The organism is Sphaerimonospora sp. CA-214678, assembly GCF_050942215.1.
GTDB lineage: Bacteria > Actinomycetota > Actinomycetes > Streptosporangiales > Streptosporangiaceae > Sphaerimonospora.
Genome location: NZ_CP192056.1, coordinates 1,374,595 through 1,399,662, shown reverse-complemented (window position 1 = coordinate 1,399,662; position 25,068 = coordinate 1,374,595). Strand labels below are relative to the sequence as shown.

20 protein-coding genes are annotated in these 25,068 nt (G+C 69.1%); 2 read left to right on the top strand and 18 right to left on the bottom strand.

Annotated features, from left to right (window positions below):
* Positions 1 to 21: 21 nt before the first annotated feature.
* Positions 22 to 1,578 (bottom strand): ABC transporter substrate-binding protein, encoded by a 1,557-nt coding sequence (locus ACQP1K_RS06525; RefSeq protein ID WP_433499965.1) that lies wholly within the window; start codon positions 1,576 to 1,578, stop codon positions 22 to 24.
* A 157-nt stretch (positions 1,579 to 1,735) separates the two neighbouring features.
* On the opposite strand from ACQP1K_RS06525, the gene ACQP1K_RS06520 reads away from it, so the two are divergent.
* A complete protein-coding gene (locus ACQP1K_RS06520; RefSeq protein WP_433499964.1) occupies positions 1,736 to 3,106 on the top strand; it encodes an amidohydrolase family protein in 1,371 nt (456 codons plus the stop codon).
* Positions 3,107 to 3,139: 33 nt separating this feature from the next.
* On the opposite strand, the gene ACQP1K_RS06515 is transcribed toward ACQP1K_RS06520, so the two are convergent.
* The 13 genes from ACQP1K_RS06515 to ACQP1K_RS06455 form a co-directional block, all read right to left on the bottom strand.
* Positions 3,140 to 3,460, bottom strand: coding sequence for a hypothetical protein (locus ACQP1K_RS06515; RefSeq protein ID WP_433499963.1), 321 nt, complete (start codon positions 3,458 to 3,460; stop codon positions 3,140 to 3,142).
* Between the two features lie 17 nt (positions 3,461 to 3,477).
* Positions 3,478 to 4,536 (bottom strand): class I SAM-dependent methyltransferase, encoded by a 1,059-nt coding sequence (locus ACQP1K_RS06510; RefSeq protein ID WP_433499962.1) that lies wholly within the window; start codon positions 4,534 to 4,536, stop codon positions 3,478 to 3,480.
* 200 nt (positions 4,537 to 4,736) lie between these two features.
* Positions 4,737 to 5,582: a hypothetical protein gene (locus ACQP1K_RS06505; protein ID WP_433499961.1), complete on the bottom strand. Its 846-nt coding sequence runs from the start codon at positions 5,580 to 5,582 to the stop codon at positions 4,737 to 4,739.
* Between the two features lie 215 nt (positions 5,583 to 5,797).
* On the bottom strand, positions 5,798 to 7,207 hold the full coding sequence (locus ACQP1K_RS06500) for an aldehyde dehydrogenase family protein (RefSeq protein WP_433499960.1): 1,410 nt from the start codon (positions 7,205 to 7,207) through the stop codon (positions 5,798 to 5,800).
* 51 nt (positions 7,208 to 7,258) lie between these two features.
* Positions 7,259 to 7,954, bottom strand: coding sequence for a hypothetical protein (locus ACQP1K_RS06495; protein ID WP_433499959.1), 696 nt, complete (start codon positions 7,952 to 7,954; stop codon positions 7,259 to 7,261).
* Between the two features lie 10 nt (positions 7,955 to 7,964).
* Complete coding sequence (locus ACQP1K_RS06490) at positions 7,965 to 8,303, bottom strand: hypothetical protein (RefSeq protein WP_433499958.1); 339 nt, start codon at positions 8,301 to 8,303, stop codon at positions 7,965 to 7,967.
* A gap of 11 nt (positions 8,304 to 8,314) precedes the next feature.
* Positions 8,315 to 9,388, bottom strand: a complete 1,074-nt coding sequence (locus tag ACQP1K_RS06485) for a class I SAM-dependent methyltransferase (protein ID WP_433499957.1) — start codon at positions 9,386 to 9,388, stop codon at positions 8,315 to 8,317.
* A gap of 45 nt (positions 9,389 to 9,433) precedes the next feature.
* On the bottom strand, positions 9,434 to 10,858 hold the full coding sequence (locus ACQP1K_RS06480) for an MmgE/PrpD family protein (RefSeq protein ID WP_433499956.1): 1,425 nt from the start codon (positions 10,856 to 10,858) through the stop codon (positions 9,434 to 9,436).
* The gene (locus ACQP1K_RS06475; RefSeq protein ID WP_433499955.1) at positions 10,855 to 11,718 is read right to left on the bottom strand and encodes a cyclase family protein; all 864 of its coding nucleotides are present in this window, start codon (positions 11,716 to 11,718) and stop codon (positions 10,855 to 10,857) included. Before ACQP1K_RS06475 ends, ACQP1K_RS06480 begins: the two co-directional genes overlap by 4 nt.
* A gap of 395 nt (positions 11,719 to 12,113) precedes the next feature.
* Complete coding sequence (locus ACQP1K_RS06470) at positions 12,114 to 13,319, bottom strand: FAD-dependent oxidoreductase (RefSeq protein ID WP_433499954.1); 1,206 nt, start codon at positions 13,317 to 13,319, stop codon at positions 12,114 to 12,116.
* A 10-nt stretch (positions 13,320 to 13,329) separates the two neighbouring features.
* Complete coding sequence (locus ACQP1K_RS06465; protein WP_433499953.1) at positions 13,330 to 14,091, bottom strand: maleate cis-trans isomerase family protein; 762 nt, start codon at positions 14,089 to 14,091, stop codon at positions 13,330 to 13,332.
* Complete coding sequence (locus ACQP1K_RS06460) at positions 14,088 to 15,335, bottom strand: CaiB/BaiF CoA transferase family protein (RefSeq protein WP_433499952.1); 1,248 nt, start codon at positions 15,333 to 15,335, stop codon at positions 14,088 to 14,090. Before ACQP1K_RS06460 ends, ACQP1K_RS06465 begins: the two co-directional genes overlap by 4 nt.
* A gap of 264 nt (positions 15,336 to 15,599) precedes the next feature.
* Positions 15,600 to 17,003, bottom strand: coding sequence for a dihydroorotase (locus tag ACQP1K_RS06455; RefSeq protein WP_433499951.1), 1,404 nt, complete (start codon positions 17,001 to 17,003; stop codon positions 15,600 to 15,602).
* 275 nt (positions 17,004 to 17,278) lie between these two features.
* Here ACQP1K_RS06455 and ACQP1K_RS06450 point away from each other — a divergent pair, with 275 nt between their 5' ends.
* Positions 17,279 to 18,058, top strand: coding sequence for an IclR family transcriptional regulator (locus ACQP1K_RS06450; RefSeq protein ID WP_433499950.1), 780 nt, complete (start codon positions 17,279 to 17,281; stop codon positions 18,056 to 18,058).
* Between the two features lie 293 nt (positions 18,059 to 18,351).
* On the opposite strand, the gene ACQP1K_RS06445 is transcribed toward ACQP1K_RS06450, so the two are convergent.
* From ACQP1K_RS06445 to ACQP1K_RS06430, 4 genes are all read right to left on the bottom strand, one after another.
* Positions 18,352 to 19,569 carry a hypothetical protein gene (locus ACQP1K_RS06445; RefSeq protein WP_433499949.1) on the bottom strand — a complete coding sequence of 406 codons (1,218 nt, stop codon included), beginning with the start codon at positions 19,567 to 19,569 and terminating at the stop codon, positions 18,352 to 18,354.
* Between the two features lie 30 nt (positions 19,570 to 19,599).
* Entirely contained in the window at positions 19,600 to 20,937 is a 1,338-nt protein-coding gene (locus tag ACQP1K_RS06440) for an alanine racemase (RefSeq protein WP_433499948.1), read from the bottom strand.
* Between the two features lie 125 nt (positions 20,938 to 21,062).
* Positions 21,063 to 24,344 carry a DUF4153 domain-containing protein gene (locus tag ACQP1K_RS06435; RefSeq protein ID WP_433499947.1) on the bottom strand — a complete coding sequence of 1,094 codons (3,282 nt, stop codon included), beginning with the start codon at positions 24,342 to 24,344 and terminating at the stop codon, positions 21,063 to 21,065.
* Positions 24,345 to 24,359: 15 nt separating this feature from the next.
* On the bottom strand, positions 24,360 to 25,049 hold the full coding sequence (locus ACQP1K_RS06430; RefSeq protein WP_433499946.1) for a response regulator: 690 nt from the start codon (positions 25,047 to 25,049) through the stop codon (positions 24,360 to 24,362).
* Between the last annotated feature and the right edge of the window lie 19 nt (positions 25,050 to 25,068).

The following is a 25,068-nucleotide window of genomic DNA, read 5'->3' as shown; positions in this document are numbered from 1 at the left end:
TCAGGGCGTTCCGTCGTTTCCTCAAGACACCGACATGAGGTGGTACGGGAAGGTGCGGTTGATGTTCTCGAAGCCCTGCAGCTTGCTCGAAACACCGTTGATGTCGATCTGCTGCACGAGGTAGAGCGCGGGCGGGTCGTCGTGCTGCATCTGCTGTGCCTGGGACAGCAGCTTGTTGCGCTCCTCCATCTCGCCGGTCTTGGCGGCCTTGCCGAGGACATCGGCGACGGACTGCTCACAGAAGAAGGCGGGCTTCTTCACGCAGGAGAACAGCTCCATCGGACGCAGGGCGTCGAGGCGCGGCAGCGTGTTCCAGGACAGTCCGAACGCCTGGGAAGTCCAGGTGTTCTTCAGGTAGTGCTCCAGCCACTCGGCGAAGGTGATCTGCCGCAGCTCGATCTCGACGCCGATGTCAGCGAGATTCTGCTGCATCAACTGGTAGATCTGCGCATCCGCCGGGAACGATCCCACGGTCACGTCGGCCTTGAGGCTGAACCCGTTCGGGTAGCCGGCGTCCGCGAGCATCTGCTTCGCCTTGGCCGGGTCGTACGGGTAGGGCTGGACATCGGGGTTGTAGCCGACCGCACCGTCGGTGACGCCGGAGCCGCTGGGCTTGCCCACGCCGAGCAACAGGTCCTTCGCCATGGACTCCTTGTCGACGGCGTAGTTGAGCGCCTGGCGGACCTCCTTCTTCTTCAGCGGGGAGTCACCCAACTCGGTGATGAAGGCCAGTGACATGACCTGCGCGCCGGCGACGACGTCGGCCTTGGCCCGCGTCTCGTCGAGCTGCTTGCTCTGGTCCGGCGAGAGCTGGATGGCGAGGTCGATCTGGTCCGACTGCAACGCCTGGAACCGCCCGGCCGGGTCGGGCAGCGCGTGGATCTCCATCTTCGATGCCTTCGGCGCCCGCCACGAGCCTTCGAAAGCGCTGAGTTTGATGATGTTGGAATCCCAGGAATCGACCTTGAACGGCCCGGTGCCGACCGGATCGTTGGCGAACTCCTTCATGCCCAGGTCCTTGAAGTGCTTCGGAGCCGGGATGTACACCTCGCCGACCCGCGCCGGAAGCATCGCATCCGGCGCCGCGGTGGTGAACTCCACCGTCAGCGGGTCGACGGCCTTGACGTCGGAGACCGTGTTGACGTCCGCCGCGACGACGCTCGCCGAACCCTCGGGGTCCTTGAGGAGGTAGTCATAGGTCGCGACCACCACGTCGGCGTCGAACTTCTCACCGTTGGAGAAGGTGACCCCGTCACGCAGCTTGAACTGCCATGTGTCCGCCGATGGCTGCGACCACTCGGTCGCGAGCGCCGGTTGCACCTTGCCGTGCTGATCCACCAGGGTCAACGCGTCGAACATGGCGGCATGCGTGTAGACCTCGGGCGAGCCGATCCCCTTGTAGGGGTCACCCTTGCCCGGCGGCAGCGAGTTGACGCCGACCCGGATGGTGCCGCCGGCCTCCGCGGCGCTCGACGGCGGGCTCTCACCTTCGGGCGTGTCGCTCGATGAGCCGCAGCCGGTGACGAGGAGGACGCCTGCGAGGAGTCCTGCGGTGCCCAATCTCAATCTGGAACGCATCAATTAGCTCCCTCGGCTAATCCTTATGGGTTCCCAGGTGTTTCGCTACCCGGAACGGCGTACCACTGTAAGCTTGGCGTGCAGCGTAACAGTCTTCGACCCTCCGTAGCCAACATTTTCGATACGCCGAGACCTGAAGGTGATGGGAGCGTTCTTCATGCCGCGCATAGTGATCAACAATGGTCTGGTCGTGACGATGGACCCGCACCACACCGTGTACGCGCACGGTCATGTCGTCGTGGAGAACGGTGTGATCTCCGCGGTGGGGCCGGAGGCGGCGCCCGCCAGCTCCGACGACATGATCATAGATGGTGCTGGATGTGCAATTTTGCCCGGTTTCGTCAACACGCACCACCACCTCGCCGCGACGTTGCTGCGCGGGGTGGCGCCGGACCGCCCGCTCCGGGTCCGGACGAGCACCGAGACCCCCAGCATGCGGCTGCACCGGGCCCAGGGCGAGGAGGAGTGCTACGCCGGCGCGATGCTCGGCTACGTCGAGCTGACCCGTTCCGGGGTCACCACCACCACCGACTCACAGTCGCCGTGGAAGGGCATGGGCAAGAACGACGGCTCACTCCGCGCCGCGAACGAATCCGGCCTCCGGGTCGTGTACTCGCCGGCCTTCGTCAACCGGACGGAGATGGTCCCCTCCGAGCACCACTTCGACGTCGACGAGGCGATCACGGAGTTCGAACGGTTGCGCTCGCGCTGGTCGAGCGGCAGGGTCACCGTGATCCCCGAGGTGATGTCGCTTCCTCGCGGCACCGACGAGCTGATCACGCGGCTGGCCCAGGCGGGTGACGGCCGCATGGCCATGCACCTGACGTACTCGTCGGAGTTCGCGGCGTGGGCACTGCAGGAGTACGGCCACACCGCCATCGAGCACCTGGACCGGCTGGGCGTGCTCGGCGAGGGCTTCCTGGGCGCCCACCCGATCTACCTGACCGACCGGGAGATCCAGATCTACGCCGACCGGGGGGCCGCGGGCGCCTACTGCTCGGTGAGCAACATGCTGATCGGCGTCGGGCACCTGCCGCTGATGCGGATGCGCGAAGCGGGCATCCGGATGGGCCTGGGCCTCGACTACCCCAACCACACGCACAACTTCTTCGAGACCATCAAGATGTCCCTGCTGTCCCAGAAGCAGCTCGCGCAGGACGCGAGCGTGGGCGACCACGGCGAGGCGCTCAGGTGGGCCACGATCGACGGCGCCGCGGCGCTCGGCCTCGATGACAGGATCGGTTCCCTGGAGACCGGCAAGTCCGCCGATCTGCAGATCATCGACATGAAGCGTGCCCACCTGTGGCCGCCGCTGAGCGGACTGTCGCTGCTCGTCTACGGTGGTGCACCCGACTCGGTGCGCGATGTCATGTCCGCGGGGACGTGGCTCATGCGCGACCGTCGACTGGTGCACCTCGACGAGCAGGCCGTGATGGAGCATGCCGCGGCGATGCAGGCCCGGGTCGCCGAAGCGGCCGGAATACACGCCGACCCCGTGCTGCCGGACGGCTGGACCCTCGGCGGCTGACCCGGCCGCCGAGGCTCCGGCCGCGGCGGCCGGTCAGACCACGCCGCCGCGGTCGGCCATCCTGACGAACTCACCGAAGACGCGCCGGACGAAGGCATCCCGCTCTTCGTCCCGGCGGATGGAACGCGGGTTCGCCGCGTACTCCTCCTCCAGGACCTCGGCCACCGTCCGGCCGTCCTTCTCTATCACCTGCTCCAGCAGGTGCATCCGGGTCTTCACGGACCACAACTCCGCGGCCAGTTCGAACGTGACGTGCGCGACCGCGTCCAGCACCGGGTCCTTGGAGAAGACCGGGACCTCGGGCGGCACCGGCGTGGGGTCCGCCAGGTCCTGCTCCGGATGAGCTGCCGTCATTGCACTGATCCCATCTGTCACTTGACGCACACCCGCATCGCGCGCACGCCGGTCGGGTCGGGGTCGTGGTCGGGCTCGACCTCGTCGAACACTTCCCTCAGGAGCGACTCGAAGTCGCCGTAGACGAACGGCGTGGCGAACGGCTCGCCGTTGTACTTGGTGTCGATCTCCCGGTGGTAGTCGTGCATGCCCAGCGGGCCCAGCGGCGGGCGGCTGCGGAAGTCGACGATGACGAAGCCGCCGCCTGGCCGAAGCACCCGGTGCGCCTCACGGATGACGCCCTTGGCCACGTCCCTGGGAATCTCGTGGAAGAGGATGTTCACGTAGACCAGGTCGAAGGTGCCGTCCGGGAACGACAGCCGGTCCGCCGACTCCTGCCGGAACTCCACGTCGGCGCCGAGGCCGGCCGCCCGCATGTGCGCGTACCGCACCATCGGGGCCGCGATGTCGACTCCCACCACCCGCGCGTCCGGGAAACGATTCTTGAACGCCGTCGTGCTCTGGCCGACGGAGCAGGCCAGGTCGAGGATGGCGCCGATCCGCCCGTCAGCGGGCACCGGCACCTTGTCGATGGCCGCCTGCTTGATCTCGTTGTCGTCGTTGCGGCCGGCGTAGAAGACGTTCGTGCCGTAGTGGTAGATGTACCCGGCCAGGGGGTGGCCCTCGTAGTTGCCGGGCTGCAGGTGGATGTCGGTCGAGGTGTAGTACTCCGGGTACGCGAAGTCCGGGTCGTAGTGGACGCTGCCCGGGCCCCGGCCGTCGCTGTCGTCGAGCGCCTTCAGCAGCTCGTCCCGGCGCTCCTCCAGCGTCGCCGTGATGCGCCGCCAGGTCATCTCCTGCTGGGAACGGAGCAGGCGGTTGCGCAAGGTGACCACCGGGTGTGTCTCCAGCAGGGCGCGCAACCGCGGCATGCTGCTGATCTTCTGCTCGCCGATGAGCCGCCCGCCCGTCTGGAACATCCGGGAATTCAGATCAGTCAGGCCGAATTTACGAAAGCCCACCGTGAAGTCGATGTAGCTCGCATCGTCCAGACCGCTCGCCACCGGCCGCCGGGGTTCCTCCAGGGTGCCCGCCATCGCATCTCCTCGTGTCCGCAGCAGTGTCTGCGACACCATTCCGTACCATTCCGTACCATTCCATGGGAAGGAACAGCGTTCCAATTATGCGGGCAGAGTAGCACCTGGCGGCCGTGGCGTCAGCAGTCTCGTCGCGAATCGCTTCGGAGGCCCGCACACGTCCTCGCCCGGACGTTCGACCACGCGGCCGCCGGCGCCGGTCACCGGCGGACCAGTTCCACCCGCAGCCCGTCCGGCCCGATCAGCACCGACTGATCGATCGAGTACGTCGATGCGACGCCGAGTGAGACCGAGCCCACCCCCGGCGGCAGATGGCCCGGGACGGTCGGCCGGACGGTGGCCTGCTCGGGATACTGATCGTGTTCGATCGCCGTCCGGCCGAGCAGCTTGAGTGAGCTGATCCGGTGCGGCGTGTCCCTCGGCAGCTCGAAGGCATGGTTGATGACCTGGACGGCGACATGCCTGTCGGATGCCCGCTCGACGGCGAACCGCCGCTCGAACCACCCGCGGGTCGTCTCGAGCCGCGATGCGGCGACCACCGCGATGAACACCCCGTCGATATCGCCGGAGCACCGTGGCAGGTCGAACGGCGGCAGGTCGCCGAGGATCTCGGTGAAGTAGACCAGCTCACCGGAGGGACCGGCCGACTGCATGGCGCGCAGCGCCGGCCGCGTCAGGCCCGCCAGCGGGGCAGGTGGGATCAGCGTCCGGAACGCGCTGCCCTCGAGCCGCCGGGCGAGGGCGTCGACATCAGGCACGCAGATCTCCAACGCGGCCCAGCCGAACGTGCGCGCTGGGCGGTAGTCCGCCGGCACCGGCCCCTCCACCAGCCGCACCGATCCCCCGATGCCGCTTGCCGGACCCACGACGACGTAAGCGGCACCCGCGCAGCGCGGCGCGTGCCACGCGCTCGCGAGCTCCGCCGTCACGGTTCCCTCGTCCTGGACCTGGTAGCCCAGGCAGTCGCGGTAACCGCGCACGCTGTGGGCGAGATCGGATGTGACCACCGTCACGAGCTTGATCGGACCGAGATCGGGTTTCGTCACCCGCTGAGGTTTTCTCACTGACTTCCAGCGATCTTTCGGTGTTCGGAACGGACGAGTACGAGCCCAGCGCCGCCGAGGTCACCGACCGGGGCCGGGCGCGCTGTGCTGAAGGACGGGCCGGCGATCGGCGAGCGAGGAGAAACCTCGCTCGCCCCGGCAGCGCATGACGCGCGGCGCACGCCGCGGCCGTCCGAGGTCGGCCGCGTCGTGCCCTGCTACATGCGGTACCCGGGCGGGAGCCCCGGCTCGGTGGACGCCCAGACCGATTTGGTCCGCGTATAGAGCTGCACCGCGTCCGGCCCGCCCTCGCGGCCGTAACCCGACAGACGCTGGCCGCCGAACGGGACCCGATCGGAAAGGACCCGATAGGTGTTGAGCCAGACGGTGCCCACCCTCAGTTCGGCCGCCATCCGGTGCGCTCGGCCGAGGTCACGGGTCCAGACACCCGCGGCCAATCCGAAGTCGGTGGCGTGCGCGAGCCGCAGGGCCTCGGCCTCGTCGCGGAACCGGGTGACCGCCAGCACCGGTCCGAAGACCTCTTTGCGCATGATGGTCATCTCGGGCGAGACCTCGGTGAACACCGTCGGCGGCACGTAGAAGCCGGCCGCCAGCCGATCGTCCGTGGGCAGCGAAGCGACGGCGGCCACACGCGCACCCTCCTCACGCCCCTGCTCGATCAGCGCGAGCGTCTTGTCCCGCTGCGCGGCCGTCACCTGCGGACCGAGGTGCGTGGTCTCCTCGCGCGGGTCGCCCACGCGCAACGCGTTCACCCGCTCAGTGAGCCGGTGGAGGAACCCGTCGTACACACTGTCGTGCAGCAGCAGGCGGGAGCCGGCGATGCACATCTGACCGGTCGCGCCGAAGACCCCGAGCAGCACGGCCTCCAAAGCCGCGTCCAGGTCGGCATCCTCGAACACGATCTGAGGAGACTTGCCACCGAGTTCCATGGCGGTGGGCGTGAGATTGTCGGCGGCGGCGCGGGCGATCGCCTTGCCCGTCGCATCCGACCCGGTGAACACGATGAGCCGGGCCCGTGGCTCTCCGACCAACGCCCGCCCGGTGTCGGCGCCGCCGGTGACGACCTGCGCGACGCCCTCGGGCAGGCCGGCCTCGGCGAGCACCTCGGCGAGCAGCAGCGCGGTCAACGGAGTTTCCTCCGCCGGCTTCAGCACGCTGACGTTGCCGAACGCCAACGCCGGCGCGATCTTCTTGGCGGCGAACACGTACGGCACGTTCCACGGGATGATCCCCAGCACCACGCCGTACGGCTCGCGCCGGGTGTAGGTGTGGAACGGGCCCGGCACTTCGATGGTGTCCCCGGTGACCTTGTCGGCGAAGCCGCCGTAGTACTCGAAGCAGTCGGCGGCCCGCCCCGCCTCACGGACGGTGTCCTTGAGCAGCTTGCCGGTGTTGAGTGTCTCGAGCTCGGCGAATTCGTCACCGCGCTCCCGCAGCAGGCCCGCGACCCTCAGCAGCATCCGCCCCCTCTGGTCGGCGGAGACGCGGCGCCACTCCTCGAAAGCGGCCTCCGCCCTGTGGTAGACCTCGTCCACCTGTGCCGCGTCCATGGCGTCGACCTGTCTCAGGACCTCACCGGTGATCGGCGAGAACACCGTGCTCCGCACTCGGCCTCCTCTGTATCCGGTCGCGCTGAAAGTCAGGCGAAGAGCTGAAAGTCAGGCGAAGATCGCGATGGCCGCCATGATCAACAGCGCTACCCAGATGCCCACCACCGCTGGATAGATACGCCACATGGCCACGTCCATCAGCCGCAACTGCTGCTCGCTCTCCCCCTCGGCGACCACCGTACGCAGCGCCGGCCCGAACGCCTTGCCGCCATAGCGGATCCAGAGACCCGCCAGGATGATCAGACCGAAGATGGTGGACTTCCACGCCACCGTGTCCGCCCGCCACGGGCCGTCTCCGGCCACCGACCACACGCCGGTGATGAGGAACGTCGCGGCGGCGACGAGCCGCAAACCGGTGTCCACCCGGCCGATCAGCCGCACCCGAGCCCGATGCTCCGGCCGCTCGACCCGCCCGAGCGCGTCGACTTTGCCGAAGTTCCACAAGGAGGCGGCACACCACGCGAGCATGGCGATCCCGAGCAGCCACAGCAGCACCGGGTGGACGTCGACGGCCCCCTTGCTGGTCACGTGCGCCAGGCTCACGCCCACGGGGATCATCAGCAGGAGCGACAGCCGCGGCGCCAGATCGAGCGCACGCATGAGCTGACGCAGCACGATCCGGGTATCCCCCGACAATCCGCGTCGTCGAACGATGAAGCTGCTGCTGAAGACCCCGACGTCGATGCCCAGCCAGGCGACGAACAGCAGGATGTGGAGGTACTTCAGGCTTTCCGCGCCGGTCATCTGTCACCTGTCACGGCATGGGTTCGCGGAGTGCGGCGAACCACTCCGGTCGCAGCGGCGCGGCCGGAGTGCCGCTTTCCGTCATCACTCGGAGCCAGCGGCTCAGCAAGTCGTCGCGCACCCGGTCGAGATCCCTCTGCTGCTCCTCGTCCGGCTCGAAACCGTCGATCTCGCCGTCCTTCAGCACACCACCCGAGACCAGCAGCATCTCCAGCACCCGCTGCCGGTGGAGGCTGGTGTTGAGCTCCGAGGTGAGCTGGAGGACCAGGTTCAGCAGCCGCTCCACCTGCGGGTCGGCGAAGTAGCTCCCCGGCGCCTTCGCGCCTCCTGCGTTGGTATCAGCACTCATGTCTTCGACACTCATTTCGGCTTCTCGGCACAGAGAACGGCCCACGGGAAGTGCCACTCGTCGCGTGGCTCGTAACCGTCGTGGAGCACTCCCCTGCTGCGCTCGTCGAACGGCACCCACCGTGCGTCGGCCAAGCCGTGGTCGGCACACGCCGCGAGGACGTCGGTCGCGAACAGGTCGCGGAAATAGGGCTCATTGTTCCGCTCGGCGTGCTCGTAGACGGTGACGTCGCGGAACGGCTCGCCGGTCGGCCAGAACTCCAGGAACCGGATGGATCCGCCGGGACGTAGCAACCGCGCGGCTTCGGCGATGGTGCGGACGATGATCTCGCTCGGCAACTCGTGCAGCACCATCGTGCCGGTCACGAGGTCGGTGCCGCCGCCCTCCAGATTCGTGTCCGATCCGTCCCGCTGCATGAAGCGGATCTTCTTACCGAGCCGTTCGGCTTCGAGATGCGCGAGCTTCAGCACGGGCGCGGACAGGTCCACGCCGATGACGTCCGCGCCGGGGTAACGGTCGACCAGCGGGCGGGTGCTCTTGCCGAAACCGCAGCCGATATCGACGACTCGCTCGGCCTCGTCGGGGAGCGCGGTCTCGACGAACAGCCGATGGAAGCGGTAGTCGTCGTTGTCCCGCAACATGACGATCTTCGCACCCAGCTCATAGACGTACGCCGAGAGGTCGTCGCCCCAGACACCGCCGGGCTGCAGGTGGATGTCCACCCCGGTGTACCAGCCGGGCAGCTCGAGATCGGGGTCGAGCACCAGCTCCCCGATCGGATCGGCCGGCGGATCGGCGAACATCTCCCGCAGCGCCGCCTCACGCCGAAGCGCGGCATCGCCTGCCGCCCGCCACAGCAACTTCTGCTGGGCGCGCTCCAGCCACGAGAACCACGGGTACAGCGGCAGCGTGTGCATCACCTCCGTCGCCTCGGCCAGTGACTCGCCGTCATCGTCGCCGCGCGCCTGGAGGTACTCCTCCCGCAGCGCTGGGTAGACGGTGTCAGCCCATCGCTGACGCAGGGCGAGGACGAAGTCAAGCTGCGATCGCTCGTCCAGTGCCAGTTCCGCTTCCTCGATCGACACGGCTGCTCCCTTCTTGCTCCCGTCAGGTGATCTCCGGTCGCGCGATCAGACGGTGAACCTCAACATGTCCATCACGTCGGCCACCGTGTTGCCCGCTGCCGTGCCGAAGGTCAAGGTGGCCGCCTCGACGGCAGAGATCGCGGATTGGGGCAGGACCCGTCCCGCGTTGTCCCGGAACTTCCGGGCGAGCTCCGCGTCCGTCAGCGGCCGGTCGGACCCGCCCCGGTTGGCGAGGACCTTTTCGACGAACTCCCGGCCGTCCGTCGTACGCACGGTCAGGATCGCGGGGAACTGGAACGGGTAGATGGCATCGCATTCGGAGTCACCACCGACCGTGACCTTCGCCATCAACTCGCGGCGTGCCGGGTCCTGCGCGAGCGCGTCGGTGTAGTCCTCCAGCCCCACGGCCAGGCCGCCACCGCCGAACAGGCCTGCCGCCACGGCGTAGGGTCCGCTGAACTGCGCCTGGTAGCCGGTCTCGGGTTTCTGTTTGATGTCGAGAGGCTCGCCGATGGTACGCACGGTCGGGGTGGCCACGCCGAGGTGGGCGGACGCCACGTCCTCGGGGCGGATGCCCTTCTCCCGCAGCGCCCTCGCGGCGTCGACCGCGGTGTGGGTGAAGTGGTTGGCCGGATAGGGCTTGAAGAAGACGAGTGGCACTTCCCAGTGCTCACCGAGCCCGTCGGAGATCTCGGCCGGCTCGAAGTGTCCGTGCAGCCAGGCCTGATAGAAGCCGAAACGGCCCTCCAGGGCGGTCGGCGGGCCGGTGATCCCGCGATGCGCGAGGTCGGCCGCGACGACCCCGGAGTGGGCCGCCCAGCCACAGTGCATCCGCTTCACCGTGCCGCCGGTGCGGTTGGCCTCGATCACCCCGCTCGCCATCGACACCGCGATGCCCATGGCGTCGGCCACCGTCTTGGCGTCGGAGCCGGGCAGCAGCAGCGCCGCGGCGGCCGCACTCCCGATCGCGCCGCAAATCGACGTCGCGTGCTGACCGTGCTCGAAGAACGTCGAGTTGTTGGCCTCACGGTCGTATCCGGCCATGCCGGTGCGCACGCAGATCTCCAGCCCCGCGGCGACAGCACCGATGACCTCGTCACCGGGGGCGCCGGTACGCTCCGCCGTCGCCAGCGCGGCCGGGACCACGCTGGCCGAGGGGTGCAGAATCGACGGCAGGTGGGTGTCGTCGTAGTCAAGACTGTGCGCCAGCACGCCATTGCCGAACGCCGCCCAAGCAGCGCTGACGCGACCGACGCCGATGGCATGCGCCTGCGGCTTGCCACCCTGGTCGGCGACGAAGGCGAGTGCGGCCTTGCTGGTGTCGAGCTCGGTGGCCGCCACGCACAGTCCGAGCACGTCGAGGATCCGCTGCCGTACCGAGACGGTCACGTCCTGTGGAACCTTGTTCCGCGCAGCGACGGCAAACTCCGCGAGCTGCTGGACCAGCGTCGGCCGGTCGTCGCCGCTCATCGCTGCACCACCGCAAGCGGGCGGACGGGCGACCCGGTGGCGCCGACGAGGTTCAGCGGCGACAGCACGAACACGAACTCGCGCACACCGGAGGCGGCCAGCTCCTCCAGACTCAACGTCTCGATGATATTGATTCCATGTTCGACGAGCAGGATCCTGTGCGCCGGCAACTGCGCATGCCCTGCCCCCGCCGGCAGGTGCTCGAACGCGATCGTGTCGGCGCCGGCCGCGCGGACCTTCCTGGCGGCCAACCACTCGGCGCCGGCGGCGCCGACACCGGGGACCCCGGACTTGGCGCCGATGTACGCCTCGCGGTCCTGCCACCGCCGGCCCCACCCGCTGCGGATCAGCACGACGTCACCGTCGCCCACCGGCGTCTTCTGCGCCTCGATCGCCTTCTCCAGGTCGGCCACGGTGACTTCGTACGCCGGGGCGCAGGCTTCGACGCCCAACGCGGCCGGGATGTCCAACAGCACACCCCGGCTGACGATCGGTGCGACCTCATGGATTCCGCCGCTCATGAACCGGCCGCCGACCTGCTCCGTCATGGCATCCAGCCCACCGTGCAGCTTTCCGTCCTGCGACACGTGCGCGAGCGCGTCGATATGCGTGCCCACGTGGGTGCCGAGCACGATCAGATCGTTGGCCGCGGAACCGCCGTCCGCGCGGACCATGTCTCCATGTCGCCTCGGCAGCGTGTGCGTGTACACCGGGTGATTCGGGGACTGCGGCATCCCTTTCTGGAACGGCCGGCCCAGATCGAATACACGAACTCCCCTCTGCACGAGGTCAAGCAGGGAGAGAGAAGACGTCACCTCAGTCACCCCGGACGTCACTAAAGCTTCAGTCACAGTGTCCATTCCTCGGTAGGTCGCCGCCCACCCTATCGAATTGTTCCCGCTGGCGGAACCTCATTCCGCTATAGAGTACGCTGTCACGGCGCGACGGCGCGGTGCGAAAGGGGCGGGGACATACGGAAGAGCAGTGCCAAGAGCCACCCCGTACGCGCCCGGCCGTGCCCGCGACGTCGTCGGTGCGTACGACGAGGCCCCGGCCGCCGGCGCGGCGCAGGCACCGACCGGGAGAGCCGCATGGTCGATATCGCGGTCGCGCGCCGGGCCCGCGACATGCCGGCGAGGGCCCGGGAGATCGGCTTCCGGATGGCGAGGATGGCCGGGATACGTAGGGCGACCGCCTGAATCCGTAGCGCTATCGCCGGTCGGCGGCTCCGGGCACGCCGAAAGCGGCCCCGCCCTTAATGTTGCGTCCCTATCATGCTCGCGCCGACGAGATAATCCTTCGCCGTGTCCGGTGATCCTGCCAGCGAAGCGAGCTGCTCCAGTCGTTCTCGGCGCTTCTCCAGAGCGAACGCGTCCGCACCCTGCCGGTTGGCGGTCGTCACGGGTTGCACCACCCGCATCGCAATGTCGCGCCGCCGCTCGGCGTACGCACTCGCTTCGCGGTCCGGGTCGCCAGAGGCCAGGGCGACCGCCAGCGCCCGGGCGTCGTGGATGCCGGAGTTGAGGCCCATGCCGCCGGTGGTGCTGGTGAGATGCGCCGCGTCTCCGGCCAGCAGGACGCGGCCCACCCGGAAGGAATCGGCGACCTTCTGGTGACTGCGGTAGAGCTGGTGCTGGGTGAGTTCGATGTCGGCGGCGGGCACTTTTCCCCTGAGCAGCAGATCGACATCCCGGACGAAATCGGGATGCGGCTGCGGAATCCGAGCATCGTCCCGCTCCTCCGATCGGGTCCGGGTCGACAACGCGGTGCGCCAGGTCTCCGGCGTGCGGATCAGGGAGAAGCGGCCGTTGGGGCCGGACCAGTAGCTGACCGCGCCGAGGTCGGGGACGTGATCCTCGAAGGGGAACGGCGTGGCCGCGACGAGGCTCTTGAAAACGTAGGTGAACCCGGGGAAACCGACGCCGATATGTTCCCGGACCGCGCTGTGCGCGCCGTCCGCGCCGACGACCCAGGCGCTGCGGATGACCCGGCGGCCCGCCGCCGTGTCCACGTCGAGTTCGACCCGGTCACGATCCTGGCGTAGTCCGACGACCGTGCTGTGAAACGCCACCTCGACGCCGCTTTCCGCCGCGAGGGCGCCGCGCAGCCGACGGACCAGTCTGTACTGCTCGTACTGCAACCGGTACGGGTGTGACGCGAGACCGTCCAGCAGTGAATAGTCGAAGGAGGCGGTGATGTCCAGTTCCAGGTCGCGGAAGGTCAGGTGACGGACTCGTACGGCCCCTTCGAGCAGCGGTCCGGCGAGTCCCAGCTCGTCGATCATGTCGATCGTCGGTGGGTGGATGGTCGATCCACGCCATTCCGACCGCACTTCGTCCGGGCCCTTCTCGACGAGCGTCACATCCACTCCGCGGCGTGCCAGCGCCAGGGCGGCGAACATGCCGACCGGACCGCCTCCCACGACGGCGACCGCGGAGTCGAGCCTGCCTGCGTTGCTCATGGACGGTCCTTCAGGAGCTCACACCGCCGGCGATCGGCCGACGGGATCGGATCGTACGGGTCAAGTGGCGCAGCGCGGGGCTCGCGGAGTCCCGCGCCAGGTCGAGCTCGCCCATCACGTCGAGTGCGTTCCAGGCACCAGCGAGGTTGGAGGAGAGGATCGGCACGGGGGCGTCGTGCGCACGCAGGTCGAGCGCCTCGACGGTGGGTGCGCCGGTCCCCGTGACCAGCACCGCGTGCCCGGGTTCGGCCGACCGGCGGGAAAGGACGGAGTCCAGTGCGGTGAGGACCTCGTCCGAGGTGAGATCGTAGATCTCTCCGGTGCCGGGGATCGGCACGACCGCCCTGACGGCCGCACCCGCCCTGGTCCAGAACTCGGACGCCTGGTCGGTCAGCCACTGCGGGTACGGCGAGACCAGGGTGAGCGAATCGATGTCGAGCCGGTCCAGAACCCGGGCGACCGCGCCGGCCGCCGTGATGACCGGAACGTCGGCCGATCGGGCCGCCGCCTCACCGAGCCGGCGGTCCCCGTCCGCCCCGAGGCCGTAGGAACAGCCGGTGCACGCCATGACCACGGCGGCGAGTTCTTCGGACCGAAGCTCGCCGGCGGGTTCGGCGACCCGATCGGCGTAGCCGTTCAATCGTTCCCGCAGTGTGCCGTCGATGACGGGAAGGAGCGCGACGCGCAGCTCCAGGCCGGTCAGCATGTGCCGGAACTCACGTTCGACCGTCGGATTCGCCGGCGGCACGATCAGACCGACGGAGCCGGTCATCGCACGATTCCGCGTTCTCGCAATGCGTCCAGCCGCGTCTGATCGACCCCGGCCTCGGTCAGTACGGCGTCGGTGTCGGCGCCGAGCGCTCGCCCCGTGGAGCGGATCGATCCCGGAGTCTCGCCCATCCGCCACATCACGTTCTGCATCCGCATCGGGCCGAGGTCCGGGTCGTCCACCGTCGTGATCAGGTCCATGGCCTGCACCTGCGGATCAGAGAGCAGTTCGCTCGGCTTGTAGATCGGAGCGATGGCCGCGCCCACCCGCTCGAATTCCGCCAGCGCCTCCTCCCGGGTGCGCTCCCCGATCCAGGCGCCGACCAGCGCGTCGAGTTCGTCCGCGTGCCGGGCACGTTGTCCACCGGTGGCGAACCAGGGCTCGTCGATCACTTCGGGTGCCCCGACCAACTCCATCACTCGCTCCGCGATCGCATTGGCGCTGGTCGAGATCGCCACCCAGTGTCCGTCCCTGGTCAGATAGGTGTTGCGCGGGGCGTTGTTGACCGACCGGTTTCCGGACCGTCGCTGGTCGATACCGAGCTGGTCGGCGTAGATCACCCCCGGCCCGACCGCGGTCATCATGGGCGTGAGCAGGTCCAGGTCGATCTCCTGGCCCATTCCACCGCGCGCGTCTCGGTGATACAGCGCCATCGACACCGCCGCCGCGCCGGCGATGCCGGCGATGGAGTCCGCCAGTCCGAACGCCGGCAGCGTCGGTGGACCGTCCGGCTGGCCGGTCAGGTGCGCGAACCCGCTCATCGACTCCACCAGCGTGCCGAACGCCGGCCGTGCGGCGTACGGGCCCTCCTGTCCGAACCCCGTCACCCGCAGGAGAATGAGGCCGGGATTGCCCGCGCTGAGCACGTCATAGCCCAGACCCCAGCGTTCGAGCGTGCCGGGGCGGAAGTTCTCCACGATGACGTCCGCCGACGCGGCCAGACTCCGGAAGATCTCCGCACCGTCCGGATCGCCGAGATACAGCCCGATCGTGCGCTTGTTGCGCGCGATCATCTTCCACCACAGGCCCTGACCGTCCTTGTCCAGCCCGTGGCCCCGCATGCCGTCGCCACGTGACGGATGCTCGACCTTGATGACATCAGCACCGAAGTCGCCGAGCACCTGGGCCGCCAACGGGCCGGCGAGGATCGTGGAAACGTCCAGCACCCGGATCCCAGCCAGGGGGCCGCCCGATCCAACTGTGCCCGGACTCGCCGTAGTAGTGATGACGCGCTCCTCTACCTGCAAAGGCCATCCAGTTGTTCCGATGTGCGGAACCTTGTTTCTATTGTGCCATAACGAGACCTTCGCATGGGTCCACGTGCGCTGTTCGCCACCCCGCTCCGAATTACCGGAGGCACGTGTGAACAGGCATCGCCGGAGGATGCTCGCGGCGGACGCTGAGCGGTGGAGCGATGAGGTGCGGGTCATCGCTCCACCCCGATGGAGTGCATCGGCGCCCGGCGCGCGAAGGCGGGCCCGATCAGGGGCGTACCGAGCCGGAATCGGCCGCTAGCGTGTCGTAGGACGGCGGAGCATCTGGCCGCGCGGCTCACCGACGACCTTGCCGCCGTCGAGGATCTGCTCACCGCGCAGGAAGACGTCATCGACCCTGGCGGTCATCTGGAAGCCTTCGAACGGGGTGTATTCCTGCGCCGACTCGGAGTCTTCCGCACGCACCGTCCACGAGGCATCGTCGTCGACCAGGACGACGTCGGCGTCGTAGCCCACGTCGAGCACACCCTTGGTGTGCAGGCCGAACCGCCGCGCCGGGTTGGCCGCTGTGCACGCCGCGATCCGGGCGTTGGACAGCCCGCGAGCCCCGCCTTCGGTGATCAGACCGGGCAGCAGGTATTCGGCGCCGCCGAAGCCGGACTTGACCAGGCGGATGTCGTCCGGCGCGCCCGCATCGAACTTCATCTCCTCCTTGCAGCAGGCGTGGTCGGAGCACACCCAGTCGATGTCGCCGGCGAGCATGTGCTCCCAGAGCACCTCGACGTCCTCCGGGCTGCGCAGCGGCGGGTTGACCTTGCCGCCCAGGTTCGCCGCTGTCTCGTAGGAAGCGAGCAGGTGGCCCACCGTCACCTCGCGACGGAAGTCGACGTGCGGGAACGTCTTGGCCATGAGCATCGCCGCTTCCAGGGCCTTGGCCGATGTGAGGTGGAGCAGATTGATCGTGGGCAGGCCGGTGGCATGCGCGAGATAGGAAGCGATTGAGACCGCGAGGCCCTCGGAGTGCGGAGGCCGCGACTCACTGTAACCCTTCAGGCCTTTCAGCTGACCGGCCTCGTCCAGCATCTTCGTGTAGGCCCGCATGATCTCAGGGGTCTCGCAGTGCAGCGAGAGCGAGATTTCGTCGGCCATGTCGGGGAACTGCTCCCGGGCCCTCTGGATTCCCCGCATGACGAACTCGAAGTGGCCGATGTCGTAACGCTCATCCGGCGGAGTCATGAGGAACTTGGACTGGTCGTCGGATGCCCCGTGCAAACCGAAACCGCCATAGAACATGAAGATTTTGAATGACGTGATGCCGTAGTCGCTGATTATGCTCGGGATCTCGTCGATGTGCGCGGACATCATCGGAGCGAGGTGGAAGGAGTAGTCGATGTGCGAGCGCCCCTCGGACAGCCGCAACACCTCCGGCAGGAACTCCGCGTAGGGGCCACTGCGATTGAGGTAGTACTGCCCGGTGCGCATGTAGGTCAACGCGGTGGTCACCCCGCCCTGCGCGCCGGCCCGCGATTCCTTGACGGTGTCGGCGTCGAGCGTGTTGTAGATGCCCCAGTGCTGATGCGCGTCGACCACCCCGGGAAACGCCAGGCGTCCACGACCTTCGACGACCCGGGTCGCCGCCCGCGGGTCGAGATCGGGGCCGACCGCGGTGATCTTACCGCCCGCGATACCGATATCAGACACGGAAGCATCGTCACGGTCATGCCGGACGACTCGAACGTCACGGATCACCAGATCGTAGGTGCTCATGAGCTCCTCTTAGCTTCGACGGGCGACGGGGAGACTTCGCGAAGCCTTCCACCCTGAAGGTAACCGGGTCGCCGACAGCTTAGCAACAGCGTTCCGCTGAGCGGTACAATGGGCCATCTACTTCGGCGTACAGACGGACGGTAGCCGGGTAAGATTCAGCGTCAGCGATCACGACCGAGCCGTGAGGCGCAGTGCTTGGAGGAAAGCGCATGACCAATCCACTTGAGACGGCATCGAAAACCATCGGTGCCGTCGAGCGCACCACCAGCATCCTGCGGCTCTTTGCGGAAAGCCATCAGGCCTCCCTCGGTGTGACAGAGATCGCCAACGAGTTGGGGCTTTCGAAGGCGGTTGTGCACAGGGTTCTCACATCGCTGCGAGCCTCGGACTTCATCGAGATCGACCCGGAATCTCGCCGATATCTGCTCGGCCCATCGGCTTTGGCTCTCGGTCTCGCGTATCTGTCGCGGCAGGACCTGCGCGATCGCGCTCGTCCGTTTCTCCAGACTCTGTCCCGTGGCACCCAAGAGACCGCCACCCTGTCGATCCGACGAGCCGACCAGCGCATCTACATCGACCAGGTGACCCCGCCTCGCGAGGTGAAGATGACGGTCGCGATAGGCGAGGCATATCCGCTGCACGCTGGAAGCTCTTCGAAGGCGTTCCTGGCTTTCCTCCCGCAGGAGGAGCAGGAGGTCTACCTCCGCGACCACACCCTGGACGCCATCACCGAGCAGACCATCACCGACGCCAAGGCGCTCCGCTCTGAACTCGCCACGATCCGCAAGCGCGGATACGCACGGTCGCTGGGTGAACGCCAGCCCGGCTCGGCATCGGTCGCCGCGCCCGTGTTCAACCACCTCGGCGAGCCGGTGGGTGTGATCTCCGTCTGTGGCCCGCTGGAGCGGTTTCGCAACCAGACCGAGTCGCACGCCAAACTGCTCCTGGAACACACCCGCGAGTTGTCGCAGAAGCTCGGGTTCAAATAGGGCTCCGGCCACGACGTATGAGGCTGTCCGAGCCTCTCCTCAGCACGCCTGCGGACGCGACTCCGGGGTGATCCGGACGGCACCGACGAGACGGCCGCTCAGCACCACCCCAACCGCGGCGACGGCGTCGGTTCTTCGGAGCACGAGCTGATCGCCTCTCTCGGAAGCACCTCAGCTCGCCGCCTGGCCGGGAATCGGCGGCTTGTACACACAACGTGTGCTCTCCCCCGAGCAGTGGTTCTCCCCCGAGCGGTGGTCTCCCAAGGCAGCGGCCTGAGCAGGTGATCAGAGCCTCAGGTTCGATCGTTTCGCAGATGATGGATGCGGTCGAGTGCGCTGAGGGGGGCCAGGCCGTACGCATAGAAGTCGACGGCGTCGGCCCCCGCCTCCTCGGCCGCCCGGACCTTGGCGGCCAGGTGCTCCGCCGAGTCGGTGTCCGGGACGCCGGGACGCAGCACCGCGCGCAGCTCCGGGTTCTTGCCGATCGATCGGCGGAAGGCCGCGATGTCGTCGGCCACCCGCTGCGGATCCCTGGCGTAGGCGGGCATGGCGAACGACGGCACGAGGTCGCCCAGGGCCACCAGGTCCACCCCGAGCTGCCAGGCGTCGTGGGCGGCGAGCCCGGCCGGGGGCAGCCCGTCGGCATATCCCTTCCAGGCCCCGGTGGCGTCCAGGAACGTCAGCTCGGCGCCCTCCCCGGCCACGGCCGCGGACACCTCGGCGACCAGCGAAGTGACGCTCTCCGATCGCGCCCTGGCATAGGCCACGACCTCCGGCCCGGCGTACGCCGTGAGGGCGGCCCGGGTGACCTCGCCCTCGGCCGGCGGGTCTCCGTCCAGCACGCCCGCGACGATCCTGCCGCACTCCTCCCTGGCCACCTCGGCCTTGACGCCGAGATCGGTCGCCCGGCGCATGCAGTGGTGGCAGAAGCACAGGCCGAACAGGAACGCGTCCATCGGCCCGAGATCGACGAAGCAGCGTTCGTGACGGCATCCGCGCGTGAACGTGCCGAAGTGCAGCGCCTCGGCGACGACCGAGTCCACCCCCTGACGGGCCACCGCGCGGGCGAGCGCGACGGCGTACGACCGGACGTCGGGATGGGAGGGGCACAGGTCGGCCGGCGAGCCCCGGTCGCCGAAGCAGTTCCGCACGGTGACGTCGAGATCGGCCAGGCCCAGCGTGGCGTTGTGCAGGAACACCGTCCAGCCGGTCAGCTTGAGCCCCCGCTCGTCGCAGGCCCGGCGCAGCTCGGCGAGCGGCCGGTCCCCGGCCCCCGGCTGGACGGGCGGGACGAGCCGCAGCCCGGCGAACAGGTCCTCCGGCGGAGGGAAGTGCACCCCGTCCCCGCGCAGCGTGAGCCGGGACGCCCCGTGCGGGGTGACGTCACGCGCCTGCCGTGAGGCCGCCGCCACGGTCACCCCCCGCAGGCCGTACGCGACGACGCGGTCCAGCAGCCGGTCAACGCCCTCGTCTCGGAAGTCCTCGACGAAGGCGTACAACGCGCCGTCCATGCTCACCGCTCCTCGGGAAGGCTCGGAGGATCAGAAGTATGTGGAGATCACGTCGACCACGACGTAATCGTCGTCGACCACCGGGATGACCCGCCACTTGTCGAAGGCGGTGCACGGATGCGACACGCCGAAGGCGATCAGATCCCCCGGCCGCAGGCCCTCCGCTGCCCCGCCCCCGCCGTCCCACACCACCTGGGCGTGCTGGTCCCAGACCGTGACGACCTTGAGCGAACCCGGATCCGGCCCGGCAGAATCAGTTCCGCCCGAACCAGGTCCGCCCGAATCAGATCCGGCGGAATCAGATCCGGCGGAATCAGGCCGGGCTGGGCCGCGCCGTACGGCACGGGCGACCGGAAGTCCCAGGTCGTAGGGAACGTCCCGCTTGCCCATCCCGACGAAGGCCAGGCCCGGCTCGGGCACCGAGAGCACCTGCGCCCACACCTCCAGCGCGGGCCGCAGTCCGGGCTCCGCTCCGGTGGGCGGCCCTATCCGGTTGTACGGCGTGTGCTCCCGGTAGAAGCCGTCGTCGTGGGCGATGTAGGCGCCGCTTCTGAGAATGGCGAGCGCGTCCAGCCCCGACTCGGCCTGCGGCCGGGTCAGCGGCTTCAGCTCGGCGGCGACGAGGTCGAACCAGGCGCTTCCCCCAGCGGAGACCACCATCCGGCCCGTCACGTACGGCGCCACCGCCTCGGCCGCCTGGCGGAACTCCCGCAGGAAGGCGCGCACGCCGTCAGCCCCCGGCTGGGTGCCCTCGTAGCAGGCGACCCCGGCGAGCTCGACTCCGCGTGCGTCGCGCACGGCCTCGGCCACCTCCAGCAGCGCGGCGATGCCCCGGCAGCCCGTCCGGCCGCCCTCGTGGCCGAGCTCGACCAGCACCCGGAACGGCACCTCGCCGGCGGCCTCGTCGAGAGTCCGCACGCCGTCGGCGGAGTCCACGTAACAGAGGAACTCGAAGTGCTCGATCTCCCGTGCCAGCAGGCGCAGCGCCGCCATGTCGAAGATCTCGTTGGCGAGCAGCACCCGCGGCACGCCGAACCTCCGGCAGGCCTGCACCTGTGCCGCCGTCGCCACGGTGATCCCCCACGCGCCGGCGTCGAGCTGGGCCTGGAAGAGCTCGGGCGACATCGTGGTCTTGCCATGTGGCGCGAGAGCGAGACCGTGCTCAGCGGCGAACCGGGCCAGCGCGGCGAGATTGTGCTCCAGCGCCGGCCTTTTGGCCACCATGACCGGCCAGGTGAACGAGCCGCGGAACAGCGAACGCCCCACGGCGGCGAACTCCGCCGTCGCCGCGCCGTCGGGCCACAGGAAGCCGCGGGTGCTCCAGTCGATGACGACCTCAGGGTGCTCGAGGCGGCCCGCGAAACTCACCTCGTCCCCCTCATCGTCGTCCCCTCTTCGGCGACCGGCCGACACGGCCACCTCGCTGGATCGTACTGGACCGGTCAAGCCGTCCCGTCACGGGCAGGACCATTACGGCCCGCGGGACCACCGGATCAGCGGTCGGGACAGGCGAAGCCCCCGGGGGCGACGGCGGGGCGCAGCGGTCGCCGTTCGAGCACGTCGCGAGCCTGTTCCCGGGCGAGGTTCCAGCCGTTCCACGGGTCCGGATGAGACAGGCCGTTGCGGGCGACCACCTGGTGCAGCACGCAGCTACGGTCCGGCTCGGGCAACCGGTCCAGGACCGGTACGGCCTCGGCCCCCAGGTCGCCCAGATAGCGGTGATCGAGGCGGTCGACGCCGCGCACGACCAACTGGCTCTCCGCCACCTTCGCATCCGGATTCCAGATCGCGAAGAGGAGCATCGCGGCCCCGGTGAGCAGCACCAGGCTCCGGGGGAACCAGCCCGCGCCGCGCCGCGACAGCCGTACGGCACCCGCGACCAGGACGAGCACGAACACCGCGGCGAGCCACCAGATCGTGGCCTCGACCAGCGCCCGGAGCCGAGACAGTCCGTAGGCGTCGATGTAGAGGTCGAGGCGGTGCACCGCCGACGCCAGGATGACCAGCGTGAACGCGCACAGCAGCCCGAGCAGCACGGCGAGGGCCCACCGGTCCCCTCGGCCGCCCAGCCGGAGCAGCAGGGCACCCGCCGCCACGATGCCCAGCACGAAGACACTGACCGTGACGAGTTCGAAGAACCCCGACCTGGCGTACTCCGCATAGGTCAGACCGGCCGTCGACAGCACCCGCCTGTTGCCCCCGAACAACACGGTGACCTGAACGGTCACGAACGAGGCGAACAGCAGGTTGAGCCCGAACAGGGGGATCACCCACAGCGTCCTGCCAACGTTGATCTTCAGGTCGGGGCTGTCCGGCTCGGCCACCGGCCGGAGCGCGACCAGGACGGCCGCCGCGGCGAGCGCCGCGAAGACCGCGAACACGAAAACCCGGTAAGGCAGGTTCTCCGCCCATTCGGGAGTCCTGAGCAGGTCGGACATGAAAGCCGAGAACACCGCGTCGGCCGACATGAACAGCAGCCCGAACACGCCGAGCAGGACCGTGGTGACGATCACGCTCACCACCACCGGCAGCATCCTCCGGTGGCGCAGCAGCCGCCGGATCGGCCCCGACAGGAACCACGGCAGCGGAAACAGCGCGACGACGACCGACAGACCCCCCTTGATCACCCCCAGCCAGTTCGCCCCGCCGCCCGACAGCGCGAGCGCCGCGACTGCGAACCCGGCGAGCAGCATCGGCCCGACCAGCCAGTCGGCGTCGCGGAACAGCGCCACCGCCACCAGGGCGTACGCCAGCAGGCCGAAGGCGACCGTCCACGGCGTGAGGCGCTCCCGCCGGCGGCGTAGCACGATCGGGAGCGCGGCCCCGCCGAGGGCGACCGCCGTCAGCACCAGCCCCAGCCCCAGCGGGGCGTACGGCACGGCCACCGCTGCGGTGAGACCGACCCCGCCCACGACGGGGAGCAGCCACCTCGGCGCGTCCGGCAACTCCGGCCTGGGGAACAGCGGCGGCGGAACGTAGTCGGGGTGCGCGGATCGCACGGGCCGTACGGGTTGAACCGGTTGCATGAGCCGGTGATCCCCTCTCGTGTCGGTCGTGTCGAGGGATTTCCCGCCCGTGTCGTAGCGGGAGACGGAACGGACGGTTGAGGCGGAGCGGACGGTGGAGGAGTCGCTTTCGGAAACGGAGCGGCCCATGGAGGGGTCGCCTGTGGAGGGGTCACCTGTGGAACCGGAGGCAGAGCGGAAGGCGGGGGCGGTGCGCTGCTTCACGCCGGACGACGATCCCGTGGCCGCCCCGATCACGGCGCCGGCGCAGGACAGCAGCAACATCGTGATGGGCCCGGCAGCTCCGCCCAGGAAGAGCTGCAGGAAGAGCGCGATGAACAGCCCGATGCCGAAGCCGACGAACATGCCGATCCCCGCGCCGAGCGCCGCCCTCGCCGTCACCGCCGCGGCCCGACGCCGCTCCGCGGCGCCGATCGCCCCGCCTTGGAGCTCGAACCTGCCCGCCTCGAATCCGCCGGGATAGGGCGCGGCCCCCTCGGCCGGGCCGGTGTCGGGCGCCGCCGTGTCGGACACCCCTGTGTCGGACACCCCTGTGTCGGACACCCCGGTATCAAGCGCCCCTGTGTCGAGCACCCCTGTGTCGGGCGCCGCCGTGTCGGGCACCCCACTGCCGGGCATCCCGGTCTCCTCCACCTGGGCGGAGGGCCCGGGTTCGAGCCCGCTCACGGGCCGGGAGACGGCGGCAGCGGCGGCCGGCTCGCTCACGCGGTCCGGTATGGGCGCCCCGCCCAGCACCACCGACGCGGCCGGAAGCGTGACGACCATCCGGCAACCCCGCGGTGTCCGACGGCCGACCGCCACCGGATCGGCCGCCATGATCGAGCCGCCGTGCAGTTCGACGATCTCCTTGGTGATGGCGAGCCCGAGACCGGCGCCGCCCGAGTCGGCCGTCCGGCCCGGGTCGAGCCGGGAGAAACGCTCGAAGATCCGCGTCCGGTCCTCGGGCGGGATGCCGGGGCCCGCATCGGTCACGGCGATCTCCAGTCCCGGCCCGGTGAGACGCGCCTCCAGCCGCACCGTCCCCTCCGCCGGGCTGTGCCGTACGGCGTTGTCGAGCAGGTTGGCGAGGACCTGCGCGAGCAGGTCGGGGTCGGCGCGCACGGTCAGCCCCGGCCGGACCTCGCTCATTACCGTGACCTCGTCGCGGCAGAATCCCGCCTCCAGGGTGGCCTGACGGCACAACGAGGCGAGGTCGATCGGCTCGGGCTCGATCAGCCGAGCACCGGAGTCGAGCCGCGACAGATCCAGCAGCTGGGTCACGAGACGGCCGAGCCGCTGCGTCTGGGCCAGCGCCGTACCGAGCGTGTCCAGATCGGGCGGTGAGACGCCGTCCACGACGTTCTCCAGCACCGCCTGCAACCCGGTGATCGGAGTCCGCAGCTCATGGCTGACGTTGGCCACCAGCTCACGCCGCTGCCGGTCCACCTCGCCGAGGTCCGCCGCCATCGCGTTGAACGCGCGGGCCAGCTCCCCCACCTCGTCCCTGGACGTCGCCGACACGCGCATGCCGTACCTGCCCTTGGCGATCGTCTGCGTGGCGGCGGCCATCTCGCGCAGCGGCCTGGTCATGCCCCGGGCGAGCAGCTGCACCATGATCAGTGCGAGCACCACGGCGATGGCGATCCTGATGTCCCGCGACAGGCCGTAATCGATGCCGACCTCGTTCACCACGAACGCCGTCACCACGGCGAGCACGATGACGATGCCGAGCTTGACCTTGATCCGGCCGAGGAAGTCCAGCGGCCTCATCGCCCGCATCCCCGCTCACGTACGGGAGAGCGCATATCCGACACCGTGCACCGTACGGACGACCTCGGGGCCGAGCTTGCGGCGCAGCGCGCGTACATGGCTGTCGACGGTCCTGGTCGCGGCCGCCTCGGAGAAGCCCCAGATGTCGGACAGCAGCCGTTCCCGCTCGAACACCTGACCCGGGCGCTCCGCCATCCGCCGGAGCAGGTCGAACTCGGTCCGCGTGAGCTGCGCCTCGACGCCGTGTACGAAGACCCGCCGCTCCGCCGTGTTGATCTCAACGGCGCCGACTCGGATCACCCCGTCTCCCCGGGCCAGCAGGCCGGCCCGCTCCACCCGTCGCAGCAGCGCGCGGATGCGTGCCACGAGTTCGCGCATGCTGAACGGCTTGGTGATGTAGTCGTCGGCCCCCACCCCCAGGCCGACGAGCACATCGGTCTCCTCGCCGAGGGCGGTCAGCATGAGCACCGGGACCGGACGGGCGGCCTGCATCCGGCGGCAGACCTCCAGCCCGTCAAGGCCGGGCAGCAGCCGGTCGAGGATCACGACATCGGGATGGGCCCGGGCATAGGTCGCGAGCGCCCCCGCTCCGTCGTTCGCGACCAGCACCTCGAAACCCTCGGCCACCAGGCGCTCCCGTACGGCTCTGGCGATCGTCTCGTCGTCCTCGACCACGAGGACTCGGCGCTGCTGCGGAGTGACCATGCCGGAATCGTAGGACGGC

Excerpts from the sequence above, each read along its gene's own strand:
- ACQP1K_RS06525 (WP_433499965.1), bottom strand. The coding sequence starts at position 1,578 with ATGCGTTCCAGATTGAGATTGGGCACCGCAGGACTCCTCGCAGGCGTC.
- ACQP1K_RS06520 (WP_433499964.1), top strand. The coding sequence starts at position 1,736 with ATGCCGCGCATAGTGATCAACAATGGTCTGGTCGTGACGATGGACCCG.
- ACQP1K_RS06515 (WP_433499963.1), bottom strand. The coding sequence starts at position 3,460 with ATGACGGCAGCTCATCCGGAGCAGGACCTGGCGGACCCCACGCCGGTG.
- ACQP1K_RS06510 (WP_433499962.1), bottom strand. The coding sequence starts at position 4,536 with ATGGCGGGCACCCTGGAGGAACCCCGGCGGCCGGTGGCGAGCGGTCTG.
- ACQP1K_RS06495 (WP_433499959.1), bottom strand. The coding sequence starts at position 7,954 with ATGACCGGCGCGGAAAGCCTGAAGTACCTCCACATCCTGCTGTTCGTC.
- ACQP1K_RS06490 (WP_433499958.1), bottom strand. The coding sequence starts at position 8,303 with ATGAGTGCTGATACCAACGCAGGAGGCGCGAAGGCGCCGGGGAGCTAC.
- ACQP1K_RS06480 (WP_433499956.1), bottom strand. The coding sequence starts at position 10,858 with ATGAGCGGCGACGACCGGCCGACGCTGGTCCAGCAGCTCGCGGAGTTT.
- ACQP1K_RS06475 (WP_433499955.1), bottom strand. The coding sequence starts at position 11,718 with ATGGACACTGTGACTGAAGCTTTAGTGACGTCCGGGGTGACTGAGGTG.
- ACQP1K_RS06470 (WP_433499954.1), bottom strand. The coding sequence starts at position 13,319 with ATGAGCAACGCAGGCAGGCTCGACTCCGCGGTCGCCGTCGTGGGAGGC.
- ACQP1K_RS06465 (WP_433499953.1), bottom strand. The coding sequence starts at position 14,091 with ATGACCGGCTCCGTCGGTCTGATCGTGCCGCCGGCGAATCCGACGGTC.
- ACQP1K_RS06450 (WP_433499950.1), top strand. The coding sequence starts at position 17,279 with ATGACCAATCCACTTGAGACGGCATCGAAAACCATCGGTGCCGTCGAG.
- ACQP1K_RS06445 (WP_433499949.1), bottom strand. The coding sequence starts at position 19,569 with ATGGACGGCGCGTTGTACGCCTTCGTCGAGGACTTCCGAGACGAGGGC.
- ACQP1K_RS06435 (WP_433499947.1), bottom strand. The coding sequence starts at position 24,344 with ATGAGGCCGCTGGACTTCCTCGGCCGGATCAAGGTCAAGCTCGGCATC.
- ACQP1K_RS06430 (WP_433499946.1), bottom strand. The coding sequence starts at position 25,049 with ATGGTCACTCCGCAGCAGCGCCGAGTCCTCGTGGTCGAGGACGACGAG.